General features: G+C 65.2%; 19 protein-coding genes. 12 read left to right on the forward strand and 7 right to left on the reverse strand.

Going from position 1 to position 18,422, the window contains the following annotated elements:
* Window positions 1-55: 55 nt before the first annotated feature.
* Entirely contained in the window at window positions 56-1,081 is a 1,026-nt protein-coding gene (locus AS156_RS00295) for a fatty acid desaturase family protein (RefSeq protein WP_066498467.1), read from the reverse strand.
* Complete coding sequence (locus AS156_RS00300) at window positions 1,078-1,788, reverse strand: TetR/AcrR family transcriptional regulator C-terminal domain-containing protein (protein WP_066498469.1); 711 nt, start codon at window positions 1,786-1,788, stop codon at window positions 1,078-1,080. The genes AS156_RS00295 and AS156_RS00300 overlap by 4 nt, the downstream gene beginning before the upstream one ends.
* A gap of 350 nt (window positions 1,789-2,138) precedes the next feature.
* Between AS156_RS00300 and rpsF the strand changes: the two genes are divergently transcribed.
* The 4 genes from rpsF to rplI all read left to right on the forward strand — a co-directional run bounded on the left by rpsF (window position 2,139) and on the right by rplI (window position 4,607).
* Complete coding sequence (rpsF, locus tag AS156_RS00305) at window positions 2,139-2,612, forward strand: 30S ribosomal protein S6 (RefSeq protein ID WP_066498586.1); 474 nt, start codon at window positions 2,139-2,141, stop codon at window positions 2,610-2,612.
* Between the two features lie 6 nt (window positions 2,613-2,618).
* Window positions 2,619-2,858 (forward strand): 30S ribosomal protein S18, encoded by a 240-nt coding sequence (gene rpsR / locus AS156_RS00310; RefSeq protein WP_016844287.1) that lies wholly within the window; start codon window positions 2,619-2,621, stop codon window positions 2,856-2,858.
* Window positions 2,859-2,984: 126 nt separating this feature from the next.
* On the forward strand, window positions 2,985-3,956 hold the full coding sequence (locus AS156_RS00315; protein WP_066498470.1) for a DUF2232 domain-containing protein: 972 nt from the start codon (window positions 2,985-2,987) through the stop codon (window positions 3,954-3,956).
* A 51-nt stretch (window positions 3,957-4,007) separates the two neighbouring features.
* Window positions 4,008-4,607 (forward strand): 50S ribosomal protein L9, encoded by a 600-nt coding sequence (gene rplI, locus AS156_RS00320; protein ID WP_066498473.1) that lies wholly within the window; start codon window positions 4,008-4,010, stop codon window positions 4,605-4,607.
* A 39-nt stretch (window positions 4,608-4,646) separates the two neighbouring features.
* Here the strand turns inward: rplI and AS156_RS00325 are convergent, their stop codons facing one another.
* The 3 genes from AS156_RS00325 to AS156_RS00335 all read right to left on the reverse strand — a co-directional run bounded on the left by AS156_RS00325 (window position 4,647) and on the right by AS156_RS00335 (window position 6,699).
* Window positions 4,647-5,108 (reverse strand): PaaI family thioesterase, encoded by a 462-nt coding sequence (locus AS156_RS00325; protein ID WP_066498476.1) that lies wholly within the window; start codon window positions 5,106-5,108, stop codon window positions 4,647-4,649.
* The gene (locus AS156_RS00330; protein ID WP_066498484.1) at window positions 5,105-5,710 is read right to left on the reverse strand and encodes a TetR/AcrR family transcriptional regulator; all 606 of its coding nucleotides are present in this window, start codon (window positions 5,708-5,710) and stop codon (window positions 5,105-5,107) included. Before AS156_RS00330 ends, AS156_RS00325 begins: the two co-directional genes overlap by 4 nt.
* Before the next feature lie 95 nt (window positions 5,711-5,805).
* Entirely contained in the window at window positions 5,806-6,699 is an 894-nt protein-coding gene (locus AS156_RS00335; protein ID WP_066498485.1) for a hypothetical protein, read from the reverse strand.
* Window positions 6,700-6,962: 263 nt separating this feature from the next.
* Between AS156_RS00335 and AS156_RS00340 the strand changes: the two genes are divergently transcribed.
* The gene (locus AS156_RS00340; protein WP_066498596.1) at window positions 6,963-8,216 is read left to right on the forward strand and encodes a cyclopropane fatty acid synthase; all 1,254 of its coding nucleotides are present in this window, start codon (window positions 6,963-6,965) and stop codon (window positions 8,214-8,216) included.
* Between the two features lie 23 nt (window positions 8,217-8,239).
* Here AS156_RS00340 and AS156_RS00345 read toward each other — a convergent pair whose 3' ends face one another.
* Window positions 8,240-8,560, reverse strand: coding sequence for a hypothetical protein (locus AS156_RS00345; protein ID WP_245312482.1), 321 nt, complete (start codon window positions 8,558-8,560; stop codon window positions 8,240-8,242).
* A 448-nt stretch (window positions 8,561-9,008) separates the two neighbouring features.
* Between AS156_RS00345 and AS156_RS00350 the strand changes: the two genes are divergently transcribed.
* The 6 genes from AS156_RS00350 to AS156_RS00375 all read left to right on the forward strand — a co-directional run bounded on the left by AS156_RS00350 (window position 9,009) and on the right by AS156_RS00375 (window position 15,139).
* Window positions 9,009-10,511, forward strand: a complete 1,503-nt coding sequence (locus AS156_RS00350; RefSeq protein WP_066498492.1) for a replicative DNA helicase — start codon at window positions 9,009-9,011, stop codon at window positions 10,509-10,511.
* A 75-nt stretch (window positions 10,512-10,586) separates the two neighbouring features.
* Window positions 10,587-11,840: an alanine racemase gene (gene alr, locus AS156_RS00355; RefSeq protein ID WP_066498495.1), complete on the forward strand. Its 1,254-nt coding sequence runs from the start codon at window positions 10,587-10,589 to the stop codon at window positions 11,838-11,840.
* Between the two features lie 30 nt (window positions 11,841-11,870).
* Window positions 11,871-12,641: an exodeoxyribonuclease III gene (gene xth, locus AS156_RS00360; RefSeq protein WP_066498497.1), complete on the forward strand. Its 771-nt coding sequence runs from the start codon at window positions 11,871-11,873 to the stop codon at window positions 12,639-12,641.
* A gap of 242 nt (window positions 12,642-12,883) precedes the next feature.
* Window positions 12,884-13,609 (forward strand): sulfite exporter TauE/SafE family protein, encoded by a 726-nt coding sequence (locus tag AS156_RS00365; RefSeq protein WP_066498504.1) that lies wholly within the window; start codon window positions 12,884-12,886, stop codon window positions 13,607-13,609.
* Window positions 13,610-13,902: 293 nt separating this feature from the next.
* Entirely contained in the window at window positions 13,903-14,280 is a 378-nt protein-coding gene (locus AS156_RS00370) for a hypothetical protein (protein ID WP_245312483.1), read from the forward strand.
* A gap of 244 nt (window positions 14,281-14,524) precedes the next feature.
* On the forward strand, window positions 14,525-15,139 hold the full coding sequence (locus AS156_RS00375; RefSeq protein ID WP_066498507.1) for a hypothetical protein: 615 nt from the start codon (window positions 14,525-14,527) through the stop codon (window positions 15,137-15,139).
* Between the two features lie 39 nt (window positions 15,140-15,178).
* Here AS156_RS00375 and AS156_RS00380 read toward each other — a convergent pair whose 3' ends face one another.
* Entirely contained in the window at window positions 15,179-16,621 is a 1,443-nt protein-coding gene (locus AS156_RS00380) for a DUF5107 domain-containing protein (protein ID WP_066498508.1), read from the reverse strand.
* Window positions 16,622-16,753: 132 nt separating this feature from the next.
* Here AS156_RS00380 and radA point away from each other — a divergent pair, with 132 nt between their 5' ends.
* Window positions 16,754-18,277 carry a DNA repair protein RadA gene (gene radA, locus AS156_RS00385; RefSeq protein WP_066498510.1) on the forward strand — a complete coding sequence of 508 codons (1,524 nt, stop codon included), beginning with the start codon at window positions 16,754-16,756 and terminating at the stop codon, window positions 18,275-18,277.
* The last annotated feature ends 145 nt before the right edge of the window (window positions 18,278-18,422 follow it).

An 18,422-nucleotide genomic window follows, 5' to 3' on the forward strand; every position in this document is an offset into this window, starting at 1 on the left:
CCGCCATGTCAAGCCGATCCGGCGGAACCCTGGGGATGCCGGACGCCCGCAGGGGCTAGAAGCCGCCGGCGTTCTGGTCGGCGTTAACCTTGGAGCCCGCCCTCGCCCGACGCGCGCTGTTGACCAATTGCCCCGGACGATCCTCGTTGGCGGGCCTGGCGGTGGCAAGCCGCAGCACCGCGGCATAACCCGGCTGCACCTCCATCCGGTCGGCATACCGGCTTCCGGCCAGGATACGGTGGACGCGCGGCAGGTTGTAGCAGGGCACGTAGAACAGCAGGTGATGCTCGAGATGGTAGTTCACATAATAGGGCGCAATGAAAAGACGTTCGAGAATATTCGCGTGCGTGGTGCGGGTATTGCGCAGGGGATCGGAGCTGTCGGGCACGACGGCATGTTCGGCGATGTTGCGGATGCGCGTGATCACCATCATCCAGGTGAGTAGCGGCACCAGCCACAACAGCGGATAGGCCCACCACGCGCCGGCCGCGGCAAGACCTGCGAACAGCACGGCGTTGGTCGCGCATTGCGGCCCGAGCTTGTCCCAGAAATTCGCGGCGCGCCGCGACGGCGGCCATTCCTTCGGCCCGAGCGCATTGAGCAATTGCGCCTTGCGCTGCTGGTAACCCGTCTGTCCCGTGATATCGCGGAAGAACTTGCGGCGATAGCTCATCCGCGTGATCGGAAACGGCGCCGACAGCACGAGATCGGGATCGTCCTCCTGCTGCGTCCGCGCGTGATGCTGCAGGTGATAGCGGCGATAGCCGCGGGTCTCGGCGAAGATCGGATAGGCGCAGAACCATTGGCTCAGCGCGAGGTTGGTCCGCTCGTCCGCCGAGAGACAGCCATGCGCACCGTCGTGCATCAGGATCGCAAGCCCGAGCTGGCGCGAACCGATGATTGCCACGGCAAGCAGATAGGTCAGCGGATTGGGCCACCACGCAACGAGGGCGATCGCACCCAGGATCAGGGCCCATGCATGCGCGATCAACGCTAAGCCCTTCCAGGTCGTGCGCTGCCGGACTGAAATCAGCTCATCCTCGGTCAGGAAATTGCGGGCACGCATACGAAGCGCGGTCATGAGCTTGTCTCCCCGTCCGATGAGGGTGAAGTGTTGGGGTCGCCGACCAGGCGAAGCCGCGTCGCGTCATGCGCCGCTATCGCCGTGGCTTGCTCGCCGAGCGCACGCAGCAGCTCGCCGCACATCTCCTCCGGCGCGCGGCCCATCGCAAAGCCTTCGACGATCACGCCGATCGCGACCGCCCAAAAGCGCCGCGAGCTCTCCTCGGGCGCGCGCAGCGTTCGCCAGCCATGCCGCTCGACCTGGCCCGCATAGGCCCGCGCGCCTTCGCTGTGCAGGCGCTCGATGGTGCGCTCGACCAGCGGCGCGAGGTCCTGCCGGCGCCTCGTTAGGGTCAAGGCTTCGGCGAAGAAGGCGACCGTGTCGGTCGCGGTCACCGTCTCCGCCAGCGCATGCGTGTAGTCGCGCGGCGTATGCGCCTTGAGGGCGGCCTGCTCGGTCGCGCGCGCCAGATACAACATGTCGCGGCAGGCGGCTTCGACGAACAACGCCTCCTTGGTGCGGAAGTAATAGGTGATCTGGCTCGGAAAGGCGTCGGCAGCTGCGGCAATATCGGAGATCGAGGTCCCGGAGAGGCCGCGCTCCTTGAAAAGACGGCTGGCGCCGTCGAGCAAGAGGGAGCGCATCTTGCGGCCCGCCGACCGCGTCGCGCGGACACCGTGCTTCGGATCGGCCGCAGGCATGCCGGCAACGGTCTCCGAACCCATGATCGTCCTCCCTGAGTTATTTGTATGATATACAAACAAAAAAATCAACGGCGAACTGTGGGATAACCGGGGTCCAAAGCGCCCCCGTGCGATCCCGCCCTCGCGATTCGCGGACGGCACGGGGCTGAGAACCCTTGCCTTCGCAGCCAAAATCCGTATAAAGCCCGCCATCCGTGGGCCCCGGCCGGGAGCTGAACGGACGGTCTCAGCAAATTCACCTGTTGATTTTGATGTGGCAGGGCCAGTCGGCCCGTCGTCCCGTGCTTCCGCCTTCTGAGCAGCTCGAGTCCTTTCCGAAGGTCTCGAAGGGCTTGTCGCCGGGAACCGCGCCAACACAGGAAAGGACTCCCATGCCTCTTTACGAGCATGTCTTTCTCGCGCGTCAGGACGCGAGCACCCAGCAGGTGGATGAACTGACGGCCCAGGTTTCGGGTATCGTCGAACAGGGCGGCGGCAAGGTCACCAAGACCGAGAGCTGGGGCGTGCGCTCCCTCACCTACCGCATGAACAAGAACCGCAAGGCGCATTTCGTGCTGATGAACATCGACGCTCCGTCGGCTGTCGTCACCGAGATCGAGCGCCAGGAGCGGATCAACGAAGACGTCATCCGTTACCTCACCGTGCGCGTCGAAGAGCACGAGGAAGGCCCGTCGGCGATGATGCGCAAGGCCGACCGTGATCGCGAGCGCGATGACCGCGGCGGTGGTTTCCGCGGTGACCGCGAGGGCGGCTTCCGTGGTGACCGTGATCGCGACGGCGGTGGCTTCCGCGGCGATCGTGGCCCGCGCCGTCCGCGCGAAGAAGACGCAGCGACCGAGGAGTAAAGAATCATGGCTGATGCTGGTGCCCGCCGTCCGTTTTTCCGTCGCCGCAAGTCCTGCCCGTTCACGGGCGCGAATGCGCCGAAGATCGACTACAAGGATTCCAAGCTGTTGATGCGTTACGTCTCCGAGCGCGGCAAGATCGTGCCGAGCCGCATCACGGCCGTCTCCGCCAAGAAGCAGCGTGAACTCGCCCGCGCCATCAAGCGCGCGCGTTTCCTCGGCCTCTTGCCCTACGTTATCAGGTAATCGCCTTCGGCCGGCGGCGCGTGTCGCCGGCCGCTTATCTTCATAAGGCTTCCGGATCATCCGGTCGCCGATGGTTGGGGCTCTCGCAAGACGGCCTCTAACCGCTCGAAAGGAGCGGGACAGCTGATGATCGGAATATTCATCGTTGCAATTGCGGCCGGCGCTGCGTCGGCGTTGATGTTCGCCTCGATCATTTCGGGCGCGCTGATCTCGTTGCTGCTGTTCTATCTCGCGCCGTTGCCGCTGATGGTGACGTCGCTCGGCTGGGGTCCGCTTGCCGCCGCCATTGGCGGCATCGCCGCCGCCGCGGGCCTCGGCGCGATCTTCGGACTGCCTTACTGTATCGCCTTTGCCGTGATGGTTGCCCTGCCCGGCTGGTGGCTCGGCCACCTGGCGCTGCTCGGACGGCCCGTCGCCGACACAACGGTTACCGCAGACGCCGAACCGGCTCCGCCACAGCTCGAATGGTACCCGATCGGCCGTATCCTGCTCTGGGTCGCGGTCTTCGCGGTCATCACCACGACCGGCGCGCTGCTGACGCTCGGCTCGGACGCCGAGACGATCAACGCCGAGCTGCGGCGCGGTCTGCTCAAGGTCTTCACTGCTGCCAACGGGCAACCCGGCGGAGACGTCGACCGGATCGTCGACCTGTTTGCGGCCTTTGCCCCGATCGCGGCAACGGTGATCGCGATGATCACGCTGGCGCTGAACCTGTGGCTCGCCGGCAAGGTCACGCTGACCTCGGGCCGTCTGAACCGGCCGTGGCCTGAGCTCCGCGCCACCGTACTGCCGCCGATGACGCTGGTCGCGCTGCTGGTGGCCCTTGCTTTGAGTTTCGTCGGCGGGCTTCTTGCCATGCTGGCGCAGATCGTCGCGACCGCGCTCGTGATCGTCTACGCGCTCGTCGGCTTCGCTGTGCTGCATACGGTGACGCAGTCGCTCAGCAGCCGCGGTTTCTGGCTGGCCTGCGCCTACACGGCCGTCGTCGTGTTCGGCTGGCCGATCGCCGCGATGGTGGCGCTCGGCATCGCCGACGCCCTGTTCGGATTGCGGCAACGCTACCTGCGCAGCAGGCCGCCGCCGCTGCCGGCGTCCTGACATCAGTTCCCACCACTCGATCCAATACTTAGCATCTAAAGGAGAACCAAAATGGAAGTCATTCTGCTGGAGCGCGTCGCCAAGCTTGGCCAGATGGGCGAGATCGTTCGCGTCAAGGACGGGTATGCCCGCAATTTCCTGCTCAAGCGCGGCAAGGCGCTGCGCGCCACCGAGGCGAACCGCGCCAAGTATGACGGCATGAAGGCCGAGCTCGAGGCCAACAACATCCAGGCCAAGGGCGAAGCTGCCAAGGTCGCCGAGCAGATCGACGGCCGCGACATCATCATCATCCGCCAGGCCTCCGAGTCCGGCCAGCTGTTCGGCTCGGTCTCGGTGCGCGACATCGTCGCTGCGCTCGCCGCCGACGGCGTCACGGTTTCGCGTCCGCAGGTCTGGCTGGACTCGCCGATCAAGGTGATCGGCGCCCAGAAGGTCACGATCGCCGTGCATCCGGAAGTCGAGGCCAGCGTCAACGTGACGGTCGCCCGCTCCGCCGAAGAGGCCGAGCGCATCAAGCGCGGCGAGGACATCTCGACCCGCCAGGAAGACCAGGACGCCGCCGCCGAGGCGCTCGCCGCGGCCGGCGAGTTCTTCGATCCGGAAGCCCAGCACGACGAGGCCGAGCCGGCTCCTGCCGCCGAAGAGCAGTAAGCGCGTCCGCATCGCGCAACGGACTGAAGCCCGGCCCGATCAGGCCGGGCTTTGGATTCGTGCCGCGGCCGCGTCGTCGAGCATCGCAATCGACGCCAACGCGGTCGCGGTGTGTTTCTCCTTGCCGTCGATCACGCAGAACACGTCGGCCGCGACCACCGCGACCTGACGCCCCGGCTTGATCACCCGCGCCCGGCAGATCAAGCGATCGCCCGACGCCGGCGACAGCAGGTTCAGTTTGTACTCCGCCGTCAGCGCCGGCCGGCCGCGCGACGTCGCGGCGGCAATCGTCGTGGCATTGTCGACCAGAAACGCCGTCACCCCGCCGTGAAACAGGCCATGCTGCTGCAACAGCTCGGGCCGCCGGTCGACCGCGAGCGTACAGGCCCCGCGCGACAGCTCCGCCAGTTCGGCGCCGACATGGCTCATGAAGCCCTGGCGACCGACATCGTCGCGGATCCTGGTTTCGATCGGCGCAAAGTCCGGATCGGTTTCGCTCATGATGTCCCTCCTGCTCCGTTCGCCGCGCCGGGCGCCACTACCGCGCGGATCGCGCAGGCGATCAGCGTCTCGGCATGCTCGCGCGGGTCGCCGCGGTCGCGGCCCGACAGATAGGCCCGGCAGAAGATCTGCGCCGGCCCGATGATCTGGCTGAAGAACAGCGTCGCGCTCATCGGCAGCAACTCGCCGCGCGCAAGCAGCGGCGCGCGCCAGCGCTCGATGCCCTCGGCCAGCCGCGCATTCTCGGTACGCTGAGCGCCGCGCACTTCCTCGGTCCACTCGCTGCGGGAGATCTCGAACAGAAAGCGTGCCTCGCGCCGGCTCGTCACCACCCAATCGAGATGGGCGCGGATCAGCCGCGCGACGCCCTCGCTCGCACCGCGGGTTGCGTCAACCGAGCTCACGATCGCGGCGTGGTAGCTTTGCAGTATCTCCAGGAACAGGGTTCCGGCGAGCTCCTTCTTCGAGGCGAAGAAGTGGAAGAAGCTGCCGTTCGAGGCCCGCGCCCGGGTCCGGATCGCGGCCACCGTCGCGCCTTCGAAGCCGTCCCGGTCGAACACCGCCAGTCCCGCTGCCAGCAGATCTTCGCGCGCCGTGGTCACCGTTCTCTTTCCTCCCGACTGGATGTCCACTCTAGAGCGCTGCTCTAGTGATAGTCAAAAATTTGCCCGGCTGTGACAGCCGGGCATTGGCAATTTTACTTCGACATCGGCGCTTCGGGCGTCCCGGCCGGGCTCGGAGCCGGTGCTGCGGCCGTGACCGGCGGCGGCGCTGGGGCCGGAGCGGGTGACGCGGCCGCCGCCGGGCTTGGCGTCGGCGCAGGCGCGGCAGCAGCCGGAGGCGCCGGCGTCACCGGCGGAACAGGATCGGACCGCAGCGGGGTCGATTCGCTGCTTTCCTTGGGCGTGTCGACCTTGGCGGTGCCGGATGCGGGCTTGGCGCTCGCCGGCTTTTCGGTTTCGCCCTTCTCCTCGCCCTTGGCGGCTTTCGGTTCATCCTTGGGAGTCTCGCCCTTCGCCGCCTCGTCGGACTTCTCCTCCACCGCCTTGCCGCGACGGCCGAGCTTGTGGCGCGACGGCTTGCCCTCGCTCGCGGCTTCGGGAGCCTGTCCCTCGGCCGGATTGACGCCTTCCTGAGACTCGCTCGGGCGCGCCATGCGCTTGCCCTTGTGGCGGGGATGTCCTTCGCCCGGCGCCAAACCGTCAGCGTCCGGCTTGCCCGCCTCTTGCGCTGCACCCTGACGCTGCCGGCGGCCGGGACGCTCGGACTGCTGACCATCCACGGCGCGCTCCCGCGCATCCTTGGGCCGATCCCTGCCCTGATAACGGGGGTCGTTGGCGCCGTTGGAGATCAGGTAGGACGCGAGCACGCCGGCCATGTCGCTGGACGTTGTGTAGTGCTGGCGCAGGAAACCGGGCAGCGAGCCGGGCGGCACGGTCTTCAGCAGGCCGCGCGGGCTCTTGTGGCACGCGGTGCAGGCACCTGCGAAGATTTGGGAGGGGCTCTTGCCGGCCTCGAGGTTTTGCGCATGCGCCGAAAGGCAGCCAACCAGAAGCGTCACCGTCGCCAGACTGAGGGCTCGGCTCAACATTCGCGTAAGTCTCCAGATTCCGGGAAAATCGCCGCCAGTGTCCATGGATCGGCCGCGGCGGTCACCTTTTATCCGATTATCCTGCGAATGGAAGCGCATCAATGACACATCCACGCAATTGTCACATTTTGGAATATCGGCTTTGACCACAATGCAATAGCGCGATCTAATTCCATGCCTATCTTTGTAGTGATGGGGACACGTTGGAGCGCACCGCTCCGATTGTGTCGGGTGCAGCAGCTTGCCGTTCCGTTGGTGTGTCGATGGATCGATTGTTGCGATACTTCTTGGGGCAGTTCGTTCGGCGCGGTTCGATCACGTTCACGACCGCAAGCGGAATGAAGTTCACCTGTGGCGATGGCACCGGGGTTCCGGTGGCCGTGCGCTTCACGAGCGCCGCGGCTGAAGCTCGGGTCCTGCTCGATCCGGAGCTCTACCTCGGCGAGGCCTATATGGACGGCACGCTCCTGGTGGAGGAAGGCTCCATCGCGGATGCGCTGGCCGTGCTGATGGGCCAGGCCGACATGTTGCCGAACTATACCCGGCTGCAGTCGTGGCTCCGCTTCCTCGGACGCCGTATCCAGCAGCTCAATGTCCGCGGCCGGTCCAGGAACAACGTCGCCCGCCACTACGACCTCGACGGCCGCCTCTACTCCCTCTTCCTCGACGCCGACAAGCAATATAGTTGCGCCTATTTCGAGACGCCTGACGCGTCCCTTGACGACGCCCAACTCGCCAAGAAGCGCCATCTTGCCGCGAAACTCCTGGCGCGGCCCGGCGACCGCGTCCTCGACATCGGCTCCGGCTGGGGCGGGCTCGGGCTCTACCTTGCCGAAATGACCGGTGCGGACGTCACTGGCGTCACGCTGTCGACCGAGCAGCTGCAGATTTCCAATGCCCGCGCCGCCGAGCGCAACCTTGCCCAGTCGGCGCGATTCCTACTGCAGGATTACCGCGACATCCCCGGTCCCTTCGACCGCATCATCTCGGTCGGCATGTTCGAGCATGTCGGGGTGGCCTTCTACGAGACCTTTTTCCAGCGCTGCGCCGAGCTCCTGAGCGACGACGGCGTCATGGTGCTGCATTCGATCGGCCGCTCGACCGGCCCCGACGTCACCAGCCCCTGGATCAGGAAATACATCTTCCCGGGCGGTTACATCCCGGCACTCTCCGAGGTCATGCCTGCCGTCGAGAAGGCCGGCCTGCTGGTCTGCGACATGGAGATCCTGCGCCTGCACTATGCCGAGACGCTGAAGGCGTGGCGCGACCGGTTCATGGCGCGACGGGAAGAGGCCGTTCGCCTCTATGACGAGCGCTTCGCCCGGATGTGGGAGTTCTATCTGGCGGCGTCCGAGATGTCGTTCCGCGTCCAGAACATGATGAACCTGCAGCTGCAGCTCACCAAGCGCCAGGGCGTCGTGCCGATGACCCGCGACTATATCGGCCGCGAGGAAGCCCGGCTGCAGCTCAAGGAGGCTGACGCCGCCAAGCCCCGGCTACAGCTCGCCGGCGAATAGATCAAACGAAAACGCTGGGACGGCTAATTCCGCAGGCTGTAGGCCGAGCCGTATTGGGCGAAGGCCGATGCGGGACGTGCCAGATGGGCCGAAACGGCTGAAATCAGCTTGGCATCGCAGGGAACGGCGCGGATATCCGGGCTGCCGGCCCGCTCCATGGCATCGACGAGCTTCGTCAGCCAGCGCCGGTCGGAACTTTGCGCCCGGGTGACCGAAAACCGCGATGTCTGAAACCCCTGAGCCATCGTCGCCGTATCTTCCCTGAGCGGAGACAACCCGCAAACCAGCCGGGGGTTCCTGCGACCATGCCGCAAAGAAAATGCGGCACGTGTGACTTGCTTCATAGAGGCCCTGTCCGGTCTGTCGTAGTGGTCCGGTATGCTCCCAGAAACGCACCGAACGATGTTGGACCCGCAGCGCGATATCGTGACCGACTACGCCCTGATCGCAACCGGGGTGGCGGCCGCCTTGATTGCATTGGCCTTCCTCATCTTGGTCTGACGAATCGGAACGGCAGGCGCCCTCACCTCTTGATGGGTTCGCGGGCGCGCAAAAAGGTTCAGACCCCGTCCAACTTCCGCCAACGACAGCGCTAACCGGCCGCACCTCGCCCGCTTTTCGACAAATCCACGTCAAGCCGAATGCTTCGCCGCGTACGCGATTCACACATCGCATTGTGTGAATCGTGCATAAGGCACTTCTCACCTTTCGCTTCGTGGCGGGCTGGCGCTTGATCGCCGCCCCACATCCGAAAATCGCAGTAACGACGAAATCAGAAGAATAAGCTCGTCCATGGCCCTGATTGATTCGAACGTCCACCAACTCGCGCCCGACGCCGGAACACCGACGTACCGGAGTGCACCGCACAACATCGAAGCGGAGCAGAGTCTTCTGGGCGCGATCCTGGTCAACAATGACGCCTTCTACCGGGTCTCGGACTTCCTGGAGCCGAAGCATTTCTTCGAGCCGCTGCACCAGACGATCTATGAAACCGCAGGTTCGCTGATCCGGATGGGCAAGGTCGCCACTCCCGTGACCTTGAAGACGTTCCTGCCGGCCGACACCGACATCGGCGGCATGACGATCGCCCAGTACCTCGCCCGCCTCGCGGCGGAAGCGACCACCATCATCAACGCCCACGACTACGGGCGCACCGTCTACGACCTCAGCCTGCGTCGCAACCTGATCCAGATCGGCGAGGAGATCGTCAATGTCGCCTACGACGCTCCGGTTGACTTTGCTCCCCGCGCGCAGATCGAGGACGCCGAACGGCAGCTCTACACGCTGGCCGAGACCGGCCGCTATGACGGCGGCTTCCAGCGCTTTTCGCAGGCGCTCACGGTTGCCGTCGACATGGCGGCGAAGGCGTTCCAGCGCGATGGCAAATTGTCCGGTATCTCCACCGGCCTGCGCGACCTCGACGCCCGAATGGGTGGCTTGCAGCCCTCCGACCTCATCGTGCTCGCCGGTCGTCCCGGCATGGGCAAGACGTCGCTCGCCACCAACATCGCCTACAACATCGCCAAGGCCTATGTGCCGGAGGTGCAGGCGGACGGCACCACCAAGGCGATCAACGGCGGCTCGGTCGGGTTCTTCTCTTGCGAAATGAGCGGCGAGCAGCTCGCCACCCGTATTCTGGCCGAACGCACCGGCATCCCCTCGAGCCACATCCGCCGCGGCGGCATCACCGAACTCGATTTCGAGAAGATCCGCGACTGTTCGGTCGAGCTGCAGTCGCTGCCGTTCTATGTCGACGAAACCGGCGGCCTCTCGATCTCGCAGCTCACCGCCCGCGCCCGCCGGCTCAAGCGGCAGAAGGGCCTCGATCTGATCGTGATCGACTACATCCAGCTGCTGCAAGGTTCGGGCAAGAAAGGTAACGACAACCGCGTCCAGGAAATCACCGAGATCACCACCAACCTGAAGGCGCTGGCCAAGGAATTGAACGTCCCCGTCATCGCGCTGTCGCAGCTGTCGCGTCAGGTCGAGAACCGCGACGACAAGCGGCCGCAGCTCTCCGACCTTCGTGAGTCCGGCTCGATCGAGCAGGACGCCGACGTCGTGATGTTCGTCTACCGCGAAGAATACTACCTCGCGAACAAGGAGCCGCGCCCCGGCACGCCCGAACACGAGAAGTGGCAGACCGAGATGGGCCTCGCCCACGGCAAGGCCGAAGTCATCATCGGCAAGCAGCGTCACGGCCCGACCGGAACCGTCGAACTGCACTTCGAAGCCAGCGTCACCCGGTTCGGCGACCTCGCGCCCGACGGTCAGGTTCCTGATCGCGGGTATTAGAGCGTTTTTGAGCGAAGCAGCTCCAGCGGCGCTGGCGCGGTTGAACGCGGAAAGGCGCGCGCGTACAACTGGCGCATGAACATCGTGACCGACGCGAAATCCCAGCTGACGCCCGAAGCCAATCTGCTGGCGGCCTATCCGGCCGCCACCGGTATCCTGACCGTCGACCTCGACGCCATCGTCGCCAATTGGCGCAAACTCGAGAAGACCGCCGTGCCGGCCGAATGCGGCGCCGTGGTCAAGGCCAACGCCTACGGCTGCGGCGCCGAGCAGGTTTCGCGCGCGCTCGCCAATGCCGGCTGCAAGACCTTCTTTGTCGCCACCGTCGAGGAGGCCGCCGCCGTGCGCGCGGCTGCTCCCATGGCCACCATCTACTCGCTTGGCGGTTTCTTCCAGAACACCGGCGACCGCTACGCCAAGATCGACTGCAAGCCCGTGATCGGCGACCTCAACGAGCTCGCCGAGTGGGACGTGTTCTGCCGCCGCTCGGGCTGGTCCGGCGGCGCCGCGATCCATATCGACACCGGGATGAACCGGCTCGGGCTGACGGTCACCGAGGCGCAGGGCATCATCCCCCGGATCAACGCCGGCGACCACGGCATCACGCTGGTGATGAGCCACCTCGCCTCCGCCGAGCAGCTCCACAATCCCGCCAATGCCAAGCAGCTTGCGACGTTCCGCGAGATTGCAAGCCTGTTCGCCGGCGTACCGGCCTCGCTCGCAAACTCCTCCGGCGTCTTCCTCGGCGCCCAGTTCCAGTTCGAGATGGTGCGGCCGGGCTGCGCGCTCTACGGCGTCAACCCGACGCCGGAGGCCGACAATCCGATGCAGCAGGTGGTCGACCTCAAGGCGCGCATCGTGCAGATCCGCAACATCGACCGCGGCGAGACCGTCGGCTATGGCGGCACGTGGACCGCGCGGCGGCCGACCCGCCTCGCCGTCGTCGCAGCCGGCTATGCCGACGGCTATTTCCGCGCCGCCAGCGCCAATGACGGCACCCGCGGCGCCGAGGTGGTCGTCGCCGGCAAGCGCTGCCCGATCGCCGGACGCGTCTCGATGGATCTGATCGCGGTCGACATCACCGATCTCGACAAGAACGCCGTGCGCCGCGGCCACATGGTGACGTTGATCGGCGAAGGCATCACAGTCGACGAGGTGGCGCATCATTTCGGCACGATCGGCTATGAGGTGCTGACCAGCCTCGGACGCCGTTTCACGCGGATCTACAAGGGTGGCGATGCCGTGGTCGCGAAGGACGAGACGGTGGTCGCACCGGCAGCCGCCACGCCTGTGGCGCCACCGCCGCTGCCGAGCAGTCCCGCATCCTGATCGCATGCCCTCTCGCGATCGCCATTTCGCATGAAGATCGCGACATTCAACATCAACAATATCAATCGCCGCCTGCCGAACCTGCTGCGCTGGCTCAAGTCGGCAAAGCCTGACGTCGTCAGCCTGCAGGAGCTCAAGGCGAGCGACGCCGAGTTTCCTGCCGCCGCGCTCGAGAAGGCCGGCTATGGCGCGGTGTGGCAGGGACAGAAGACCTGGAACGGGGTCGCGATCCTCGCACGCAAGGCCGAGCCGGTGCTGATCCGCACCGCCCTGCCCGGCGACCGCGACGACCACGAGGCGCGCTACATCGAAGCCGCGGTACGCGGCATCGTCGTCACCAGCCTCTATCTGCCGAACGGCAATCCGCAGCCAGGACCGAAATTCGATTACAAGCTCGCCTGGTTCAAGCGGCTCCACGCACACGCAAAGTCCCTGCTCAAGCAGGATGTCCCGGTCGTGCTCGCCGGCGACTACAACGTCGCGCCGACGCCATTTGACATCTATCCGACGCGCTCCTGGGACAAGGACGCGCTGATCCAGCCGAAGAGCCGCGCCGTGTTCGAGGCGCTGGTCGACCAGGGCTGGTGCGATGCGATCCGCACGCTGCATCCGGACGATCAGATGTTCACTTTCTGGGATTACAAGCGCAACCGCTGGCCGCGCGACGCCGGCTTGCGGCTCGATCATCTCCTGCTCAGCCCCGTGCTGGCACCGCGACTGGTGAAAGCCGGCGTCGATCGCGACATCCGCGGCGAGGAAGGTGCGAGCGATCATGCGCCGGCGTGGGTGGTTTTGAAGTGATTTGGGTAGTATTACTCGTCAAGCGGCCACACACTCGATGTCATCGCCCGGCCTTGTGCGCAATTGCGCACCTGGACCGGGCGACCCAGTATTCCGGAGGCGTTCGTGATTGAATCGATGGGCCGCGGCGTACTGGATCGCCCGCTTTCGCTTTCGCGGGCGATGACAGTGTTGGACGTGGCTTGGCGACGTGGCGTCGGGCAAATCAGTGCCATGGGCAATCGTCGCCCCGGAGCGCATAAGTGGGCCTCCTGTTCGTCCTCGTCGTCGGCCTGATCGCCGGCACCATTTCCGGCATCGTCGGCACCGGCTCGTCGATCATGCTGATGCCGATCCTGGTCTATCAGTTCGGACCGAAGGAAGCCGTGCCGATCATGGCCGTCGCCTCCGTGATGGCCAATCTCTCGCGCATCCTCGCCTGGTGGCGCGAGGTCGATTGGCGCGCCTGCGCGGCGTATTCCGTCACGGGCATTCCGGCCGCGGCGCTCGGCGCGCGGACGCTGCTTGCTTTGCCTTCGCATGCCGTCGACGTTGCCATCGGCGTGTTCCTGATCGCGATGGTGCCGGTGCGGCACTGGCTGGCGCGACACCAACTCAAGGCCAATCTCTGGCATCTGGCGATCGGCGGCGCCGTGATCGGTTACCTCACCGGCATCGTGGTATCGACCGGACCGCTCAGCGTGCCGCTGTTCCTGTTCTACGGCCTCAGCAAGGGCGCGTTCCTCGCCACCGAAGCCGCAAGCTCGCTCGGCCTTTACGTCAGCAAGTCGGTGACCTTCGAGCGCCTCGGCGCGTTGACGTCAGGCGTCGCGCTGAAGGGCCTGATCGCCGGCACATCGCTGATGGCCGGCGCCTTCATCGCCAAGCGATTCGTGCTGCATCTCAAGCCCGACGCGTTTCGCCTGATCATGGACGGCATCATGCTGGTTGCCGGCCTCTCGTTACTTTGGTCGGCTGTCGCAAGCTGAGCTGCATTGCGCGGCGACTCGCGATTGACCAATACGGACATTTGCCATGACGATCGTCAGTTGCGTGCGATCGCCAATGCCGGCACCGTGCAGTCCACGACGTAATTCTACGGGCTTTTTGCTGGTCGATGCTGGTTAACTCGAAAGAGTTCTGCTGGAGGTTCATTCCCGGTTGTTTTCCGGATTGCTTACACGGCTTCGCTCTGATTATGACAGCCGTATTACTTGTGTTCGATCGTTGCGGAAAAGACCTTTGTTCACGCGCGCATTGCGAGGTCGATCGTAGCTCTTGGGTGCAGACCAAGACCAGGACGACACGTATCGCGAAAGCATTTGACGTCGCGGGTGATGAGCCCTCGACCGGCAGGAAAGGTAGGCGCGTGATGCGCAAAATGATTATTGCTGCGGCGATGACCTTATCGGTTGCCCTCATCGGCTCGGCGCTCTGGCCGACGGCAAAGCCCGACGTCGAACAGTTCGGAGACAGCGTCTACGAGACCATCTGGGTGTGGCGGATTCCGGCTTACGCGCACAATCCGTCCTGGCGCGTGCGCTGGAGCTGGAGCGATCCGCTTCGCGCGGAGGCGAGATGTTGCCGGGCCCTGCCGACCGGCTTCTCGCCACGCGAGCATTCACCCATGCTGCTATCGACGCGAGAGATACGCAGCTAGCAACGGGAATCGTACAGCGACGGCGCTCTTTCCGGTGGATTGCGTGCCGCAGCGCCTTCGCAGCACGCATCGATATGAAATAATCGCGCACGTAGAACGCGAGATGCATCGCATTTGAATCAAAACTGGATTGCAGTTGTCGTTACTTTTTATCCTTAACCAGAAATTGCATCTTTGATTTACATATGCACGATGCGGTTTACCTTGTGTTCGCGGACAGAGCGAACTCAAGGACAACGACGATATGCCACGACCAAGCCTTACCCTGTCGCTCGCGCTCCTTCTGGCTGCACCGGGCTTCAGCCTGGCCGCCGACGACACCAGACCGGTTCCGTCCGGCGCTGTGGTTGCGGCTGATCATGTTGCCTGTTCCCTGCGTCCGAACGCTGAGGAACCTGCCGATCCATCGTCGACCTCGGCAATCCCTCACCGCGAGACATTCATTGCGCGGGAACATTTCACGGAAGACATCTCGTCAAGCGCCGCTGTCAGGATTTCATGGCTCGGCGCGACCTTCGCGCGCCGGTTCATGCCCAAGGTCGAGGACGATCTCAGCGGCTCATCATTGCAAACCTGGGTCCTGACCGCGGCGTCAAGCGACAAGGAACTGCTGGCCAAGCAGGATCAGAGCCACGAGAGCCGGCTGGTCGATGTCTGGTGCCTGTTGAAACAGCAGCCCGATGGCAGCAGCGGCCCGCTGCAAACCAATTCCAAGCCGAACGTGTTCTACGTCCGCGACATGGCGGGCGAGCTTGGCGCCGTTGACGTGCTCTGGGGCGGCGTCGGATGGGAGATCGGCGCGAGCCCGGTCGGCGACAAGCAGCGATGGGTGGCTGGAACGCGGGTCTTCTTCCACTGATCCCGGCTGTCGCGCTCGGCGCGCGGATGCGGCTCGGGCCTATCTGATCTTCACTTCGGCCGCGATCAGTTCCCTGCCCTCGGCGGTCCTGATCGTCAATTGCACCCGATCACCGCTGCCGTCGGACGGAATGTTTGCGGAGACGTGGTTTCCGTTCTTCGGATCGGCGGTCACCGCTTCATCGAACATGACGGCATCACCGCGTTTCAGCGTAACCCTCAGTGGCGCGGCCGGCTCGAGACTGAAGAACTGCAGGTTTGCATGGGACGCTTCGACCGCAAGGTTGATCAGGATGCTCGCGTTGGCCTGCGTCACATTGCTCAAGCCGACGGTCGGACTGTAGGTTTCCGCGACCGACAGTTCGCCGGACGCCGGAAGATGCACGTCGTGAAAGAACTGGTCGGACACGCCCGCCCATAATTCGACATAGGGCTGCTGCTCGCTCGGCGCCTTGCGGGCATCGGTTTCATGGGTGAATGACGGGAATCCCCATGTCCACATCTTCAACCCGCGCGTCACGGTGTTGTCGGCGATGCGGATGATCCCCTCTTCATTGTCGTGGTTGATCACGCCCCAGAAATTGCCGCCCTGCATGTCGGGCGCGGCATAGGCGATGCCCATCGTCGGCCAGTTCCGGAAGTAGCGCAGCTTGTCGAACCGCCACGTGTCCGGCCCCGTGCGCGCATCGCCGTCGCCCAGATTGGCCGACCAGGCGGGCGTGGTGTAGGCCGTGATCGGCGCGATGATTTCCGCGCCGCCCGTGGTTTTGGGATGATTCGGATCGGAGCCCGGCGCCAGCGTCGTGCAGGTCCAATATTCGTAGGCGATGGATCTAGGCTGCGTGTTCCGCAGCACCACGCGTGTATCGAGCGCGGCACGACCGGCCTTCAGCGTCACGTAGGTGGTCGCGGCGATCCCGCTCTCGCCGGTGAACCGCTTCGGGGCCGCCGCATAGGCGAAATCGTCGGTCAGCGACATCGCCACCGTCACCTCGGAGGCCGTCTGGCTCACCACGCGGAAATCCCACGGCTTCAGCCAGGTGCGGCCATGCTCCGGATCCGGAAAGGTCGGGAAGATGCCGCCATACACCATCATCCAGTCGTAGTAGAAATCGCCGGCCTTGATGCCGTAGGGCAAACCGACCTCGGTGCGATACAGCTGCTCGTGGCCGGTCGGCTTGTAGATGATGGAAATGATGCGCCCGCCGAATTCGGGCACCAGCGTCACCTTCAGATAGCGGTTCTCGAGCACGCGGGTGCGGAAGGTGCGGTCGACGATGACGGTCTTGTCGAGCGAACCGTCGACGAAACCGTTCTCCGGCGTGGTCGCATATTTCAGGGTGCTCCATCTGATCGAGGACTCGCTGAGCGAGACGCTGTCGGACTCGGGCGACGCAGCATACGCGGCGTGCGGCGCGCAGAGCGCCACGATGAAGGCGACCGCGACACCGATGCGGATATTCAGGGCAGCGTGAACGGCCATTGACCTCGCCTTAGCGCGGGAGCGGCAAGTCTAGTCGATCGCGGCGTGGCATGCATGCGCGGCCACGCGCGTTGCAGCCGCGTTCCATGCTATGGAAGGGGCGGATTCGCTGGAACTGCCGAACTCACCTTCATGGCCAAGAACACCCTCTCCTTCGTCTGCCAGAATTGCGGCGCGGCGTATAATCGCTGGCAGGGCAAGTGCGACGCCTGCGGCGAATGGAACACGCTCGCCGAGGAAGACACCACGGGCTCGGTGCCGGTCTCGATCCGGTCAAAGCGCAAGGGCCGGACGTTCGCGCTGGAGTCGCTGTCCGGCAAGACCCAGGATGCCCCGCGCCTCTCCTCGGGGATGGCCGAGCTCGATCGCGTCACCGGCGGCGGCTTCGTGCGCGGCTCGGTGCTGCTGGTCGGTGGCGATCCCGGCATCGGCAAGTCGACGCTGCTGACGCAGGCCACAAGCATGATGGCGCGCGCCGGCCACCGCGCGGTCTATATCTCGGGCGAAGAGGCGGTGGCGCAGGTGCGGCTGCGCGCCGAGCGGCTCGGGCTCGCGGACGCGCCGGTGCAACTGGCGTCGGAAACCTCGGTCGAGGATATCGTCTCGACGCTGTCGGAAGGCGCTGTCCCGCGCCTGATCGTGATCGATTCGATCCAGACCATGTGGACCGACACCGTCGAGTCGGCGCCCGGCACGGTCACCCAGGTCCGCGCCTCCGCGCAGGCGCTCATTCGTTTTGCCAAGAAGACCGGAGCCGCCATCATCTTGGTCGGACACGTGACCAAGGACGGCCAGATCGCCGGTCCCCGCGTGGTCGAGCACATGGTCGATGCGGTACTGTCGTTCGAGGGCGAAGGCTCGCAGCAGTTCCGCATCCTGCGCTCGGTGAAGAACCGCTTCGGCGCGACCGACGAGATCGGCGTGTTCGAGATGACCGGCCTCGGGCTGCGCGAGGTCACCAACCCCTCCGAATTGTTCCTCTCTGAACGCGACCTCGGCAGTCCGGGGACCGCGGTGTTCGCCGGCATCGAGGGCACCCGCCCTGTACTGGTCGAATTGCAGGCGCTGGTGGCGCCGACCTCGCTCGGCACGCCGCGCCGCGCCGTGGTCGGCTGGGACCCGAGCCGGCTGTCGATGGTGCTGGCGGTGCTGGAGGCCCATTGCGGGGTGAAGCTCTCCGGCCACGACGTCTATCTCAACGTCGCCGGCGGCCTGCGCATCCAGGAGCCGGCCGCCGACCTCGCGGCGGCCGCGGCGCTGGTCTCCTCGCTGGTGAACGCGCCGCTGCCGACGGATGCGGTCTATTTCGGCGAGATTTCGCTGTCCGGCGCGATCCGCCCGGTGGCGCAGACGCCGGCGCGGCTGAAAGAGGCCAACAAGCTCGGCTTCGGCCGCGCCACCCTGCCCGAATCGGCCCGCGGCGATGCGGGCGGCGACGCCGGGCTTTCGCTCAACAGCGTCGGCAATCTGACCACCCTGGTCGCCGAAATCGCGGCACTCGGTACGCCAAGAGGCGACCGGGGTACGCCAAGAGGCGACCGGGGAACACCCAGAGCCAACCAGGGTGCGTCGAGAGGCGACCAAAGCGGCTCCGGGGGCCCTGATCCGGTTGAGAAAAATGCCACACCGGCCCGATTCCGTCGCGACAACGGCTAAAGCGGCGTGACGTATCAGCCCCCCGCCGCTATACATCCGGCGCGCGGGACAGGTGGCTCGCCGGCCTTGCCGGACGCCCCCGATGCGCCTCAGTTAGGACGGCACCGACACGCCGATTCGCGAGAGTTACTAACAGCGTACCGAA

The organism is Bradyrhizobium macuxiense, from assembly GCF_001542415.1.
Classification (GTDB): Bacteria; Pseudomonadota; Alphaproteobacteria; order Rhizobiales; family Xanthobacteraceae; genus Bradyrhizobium; species Bradyrhizobium macuxiense.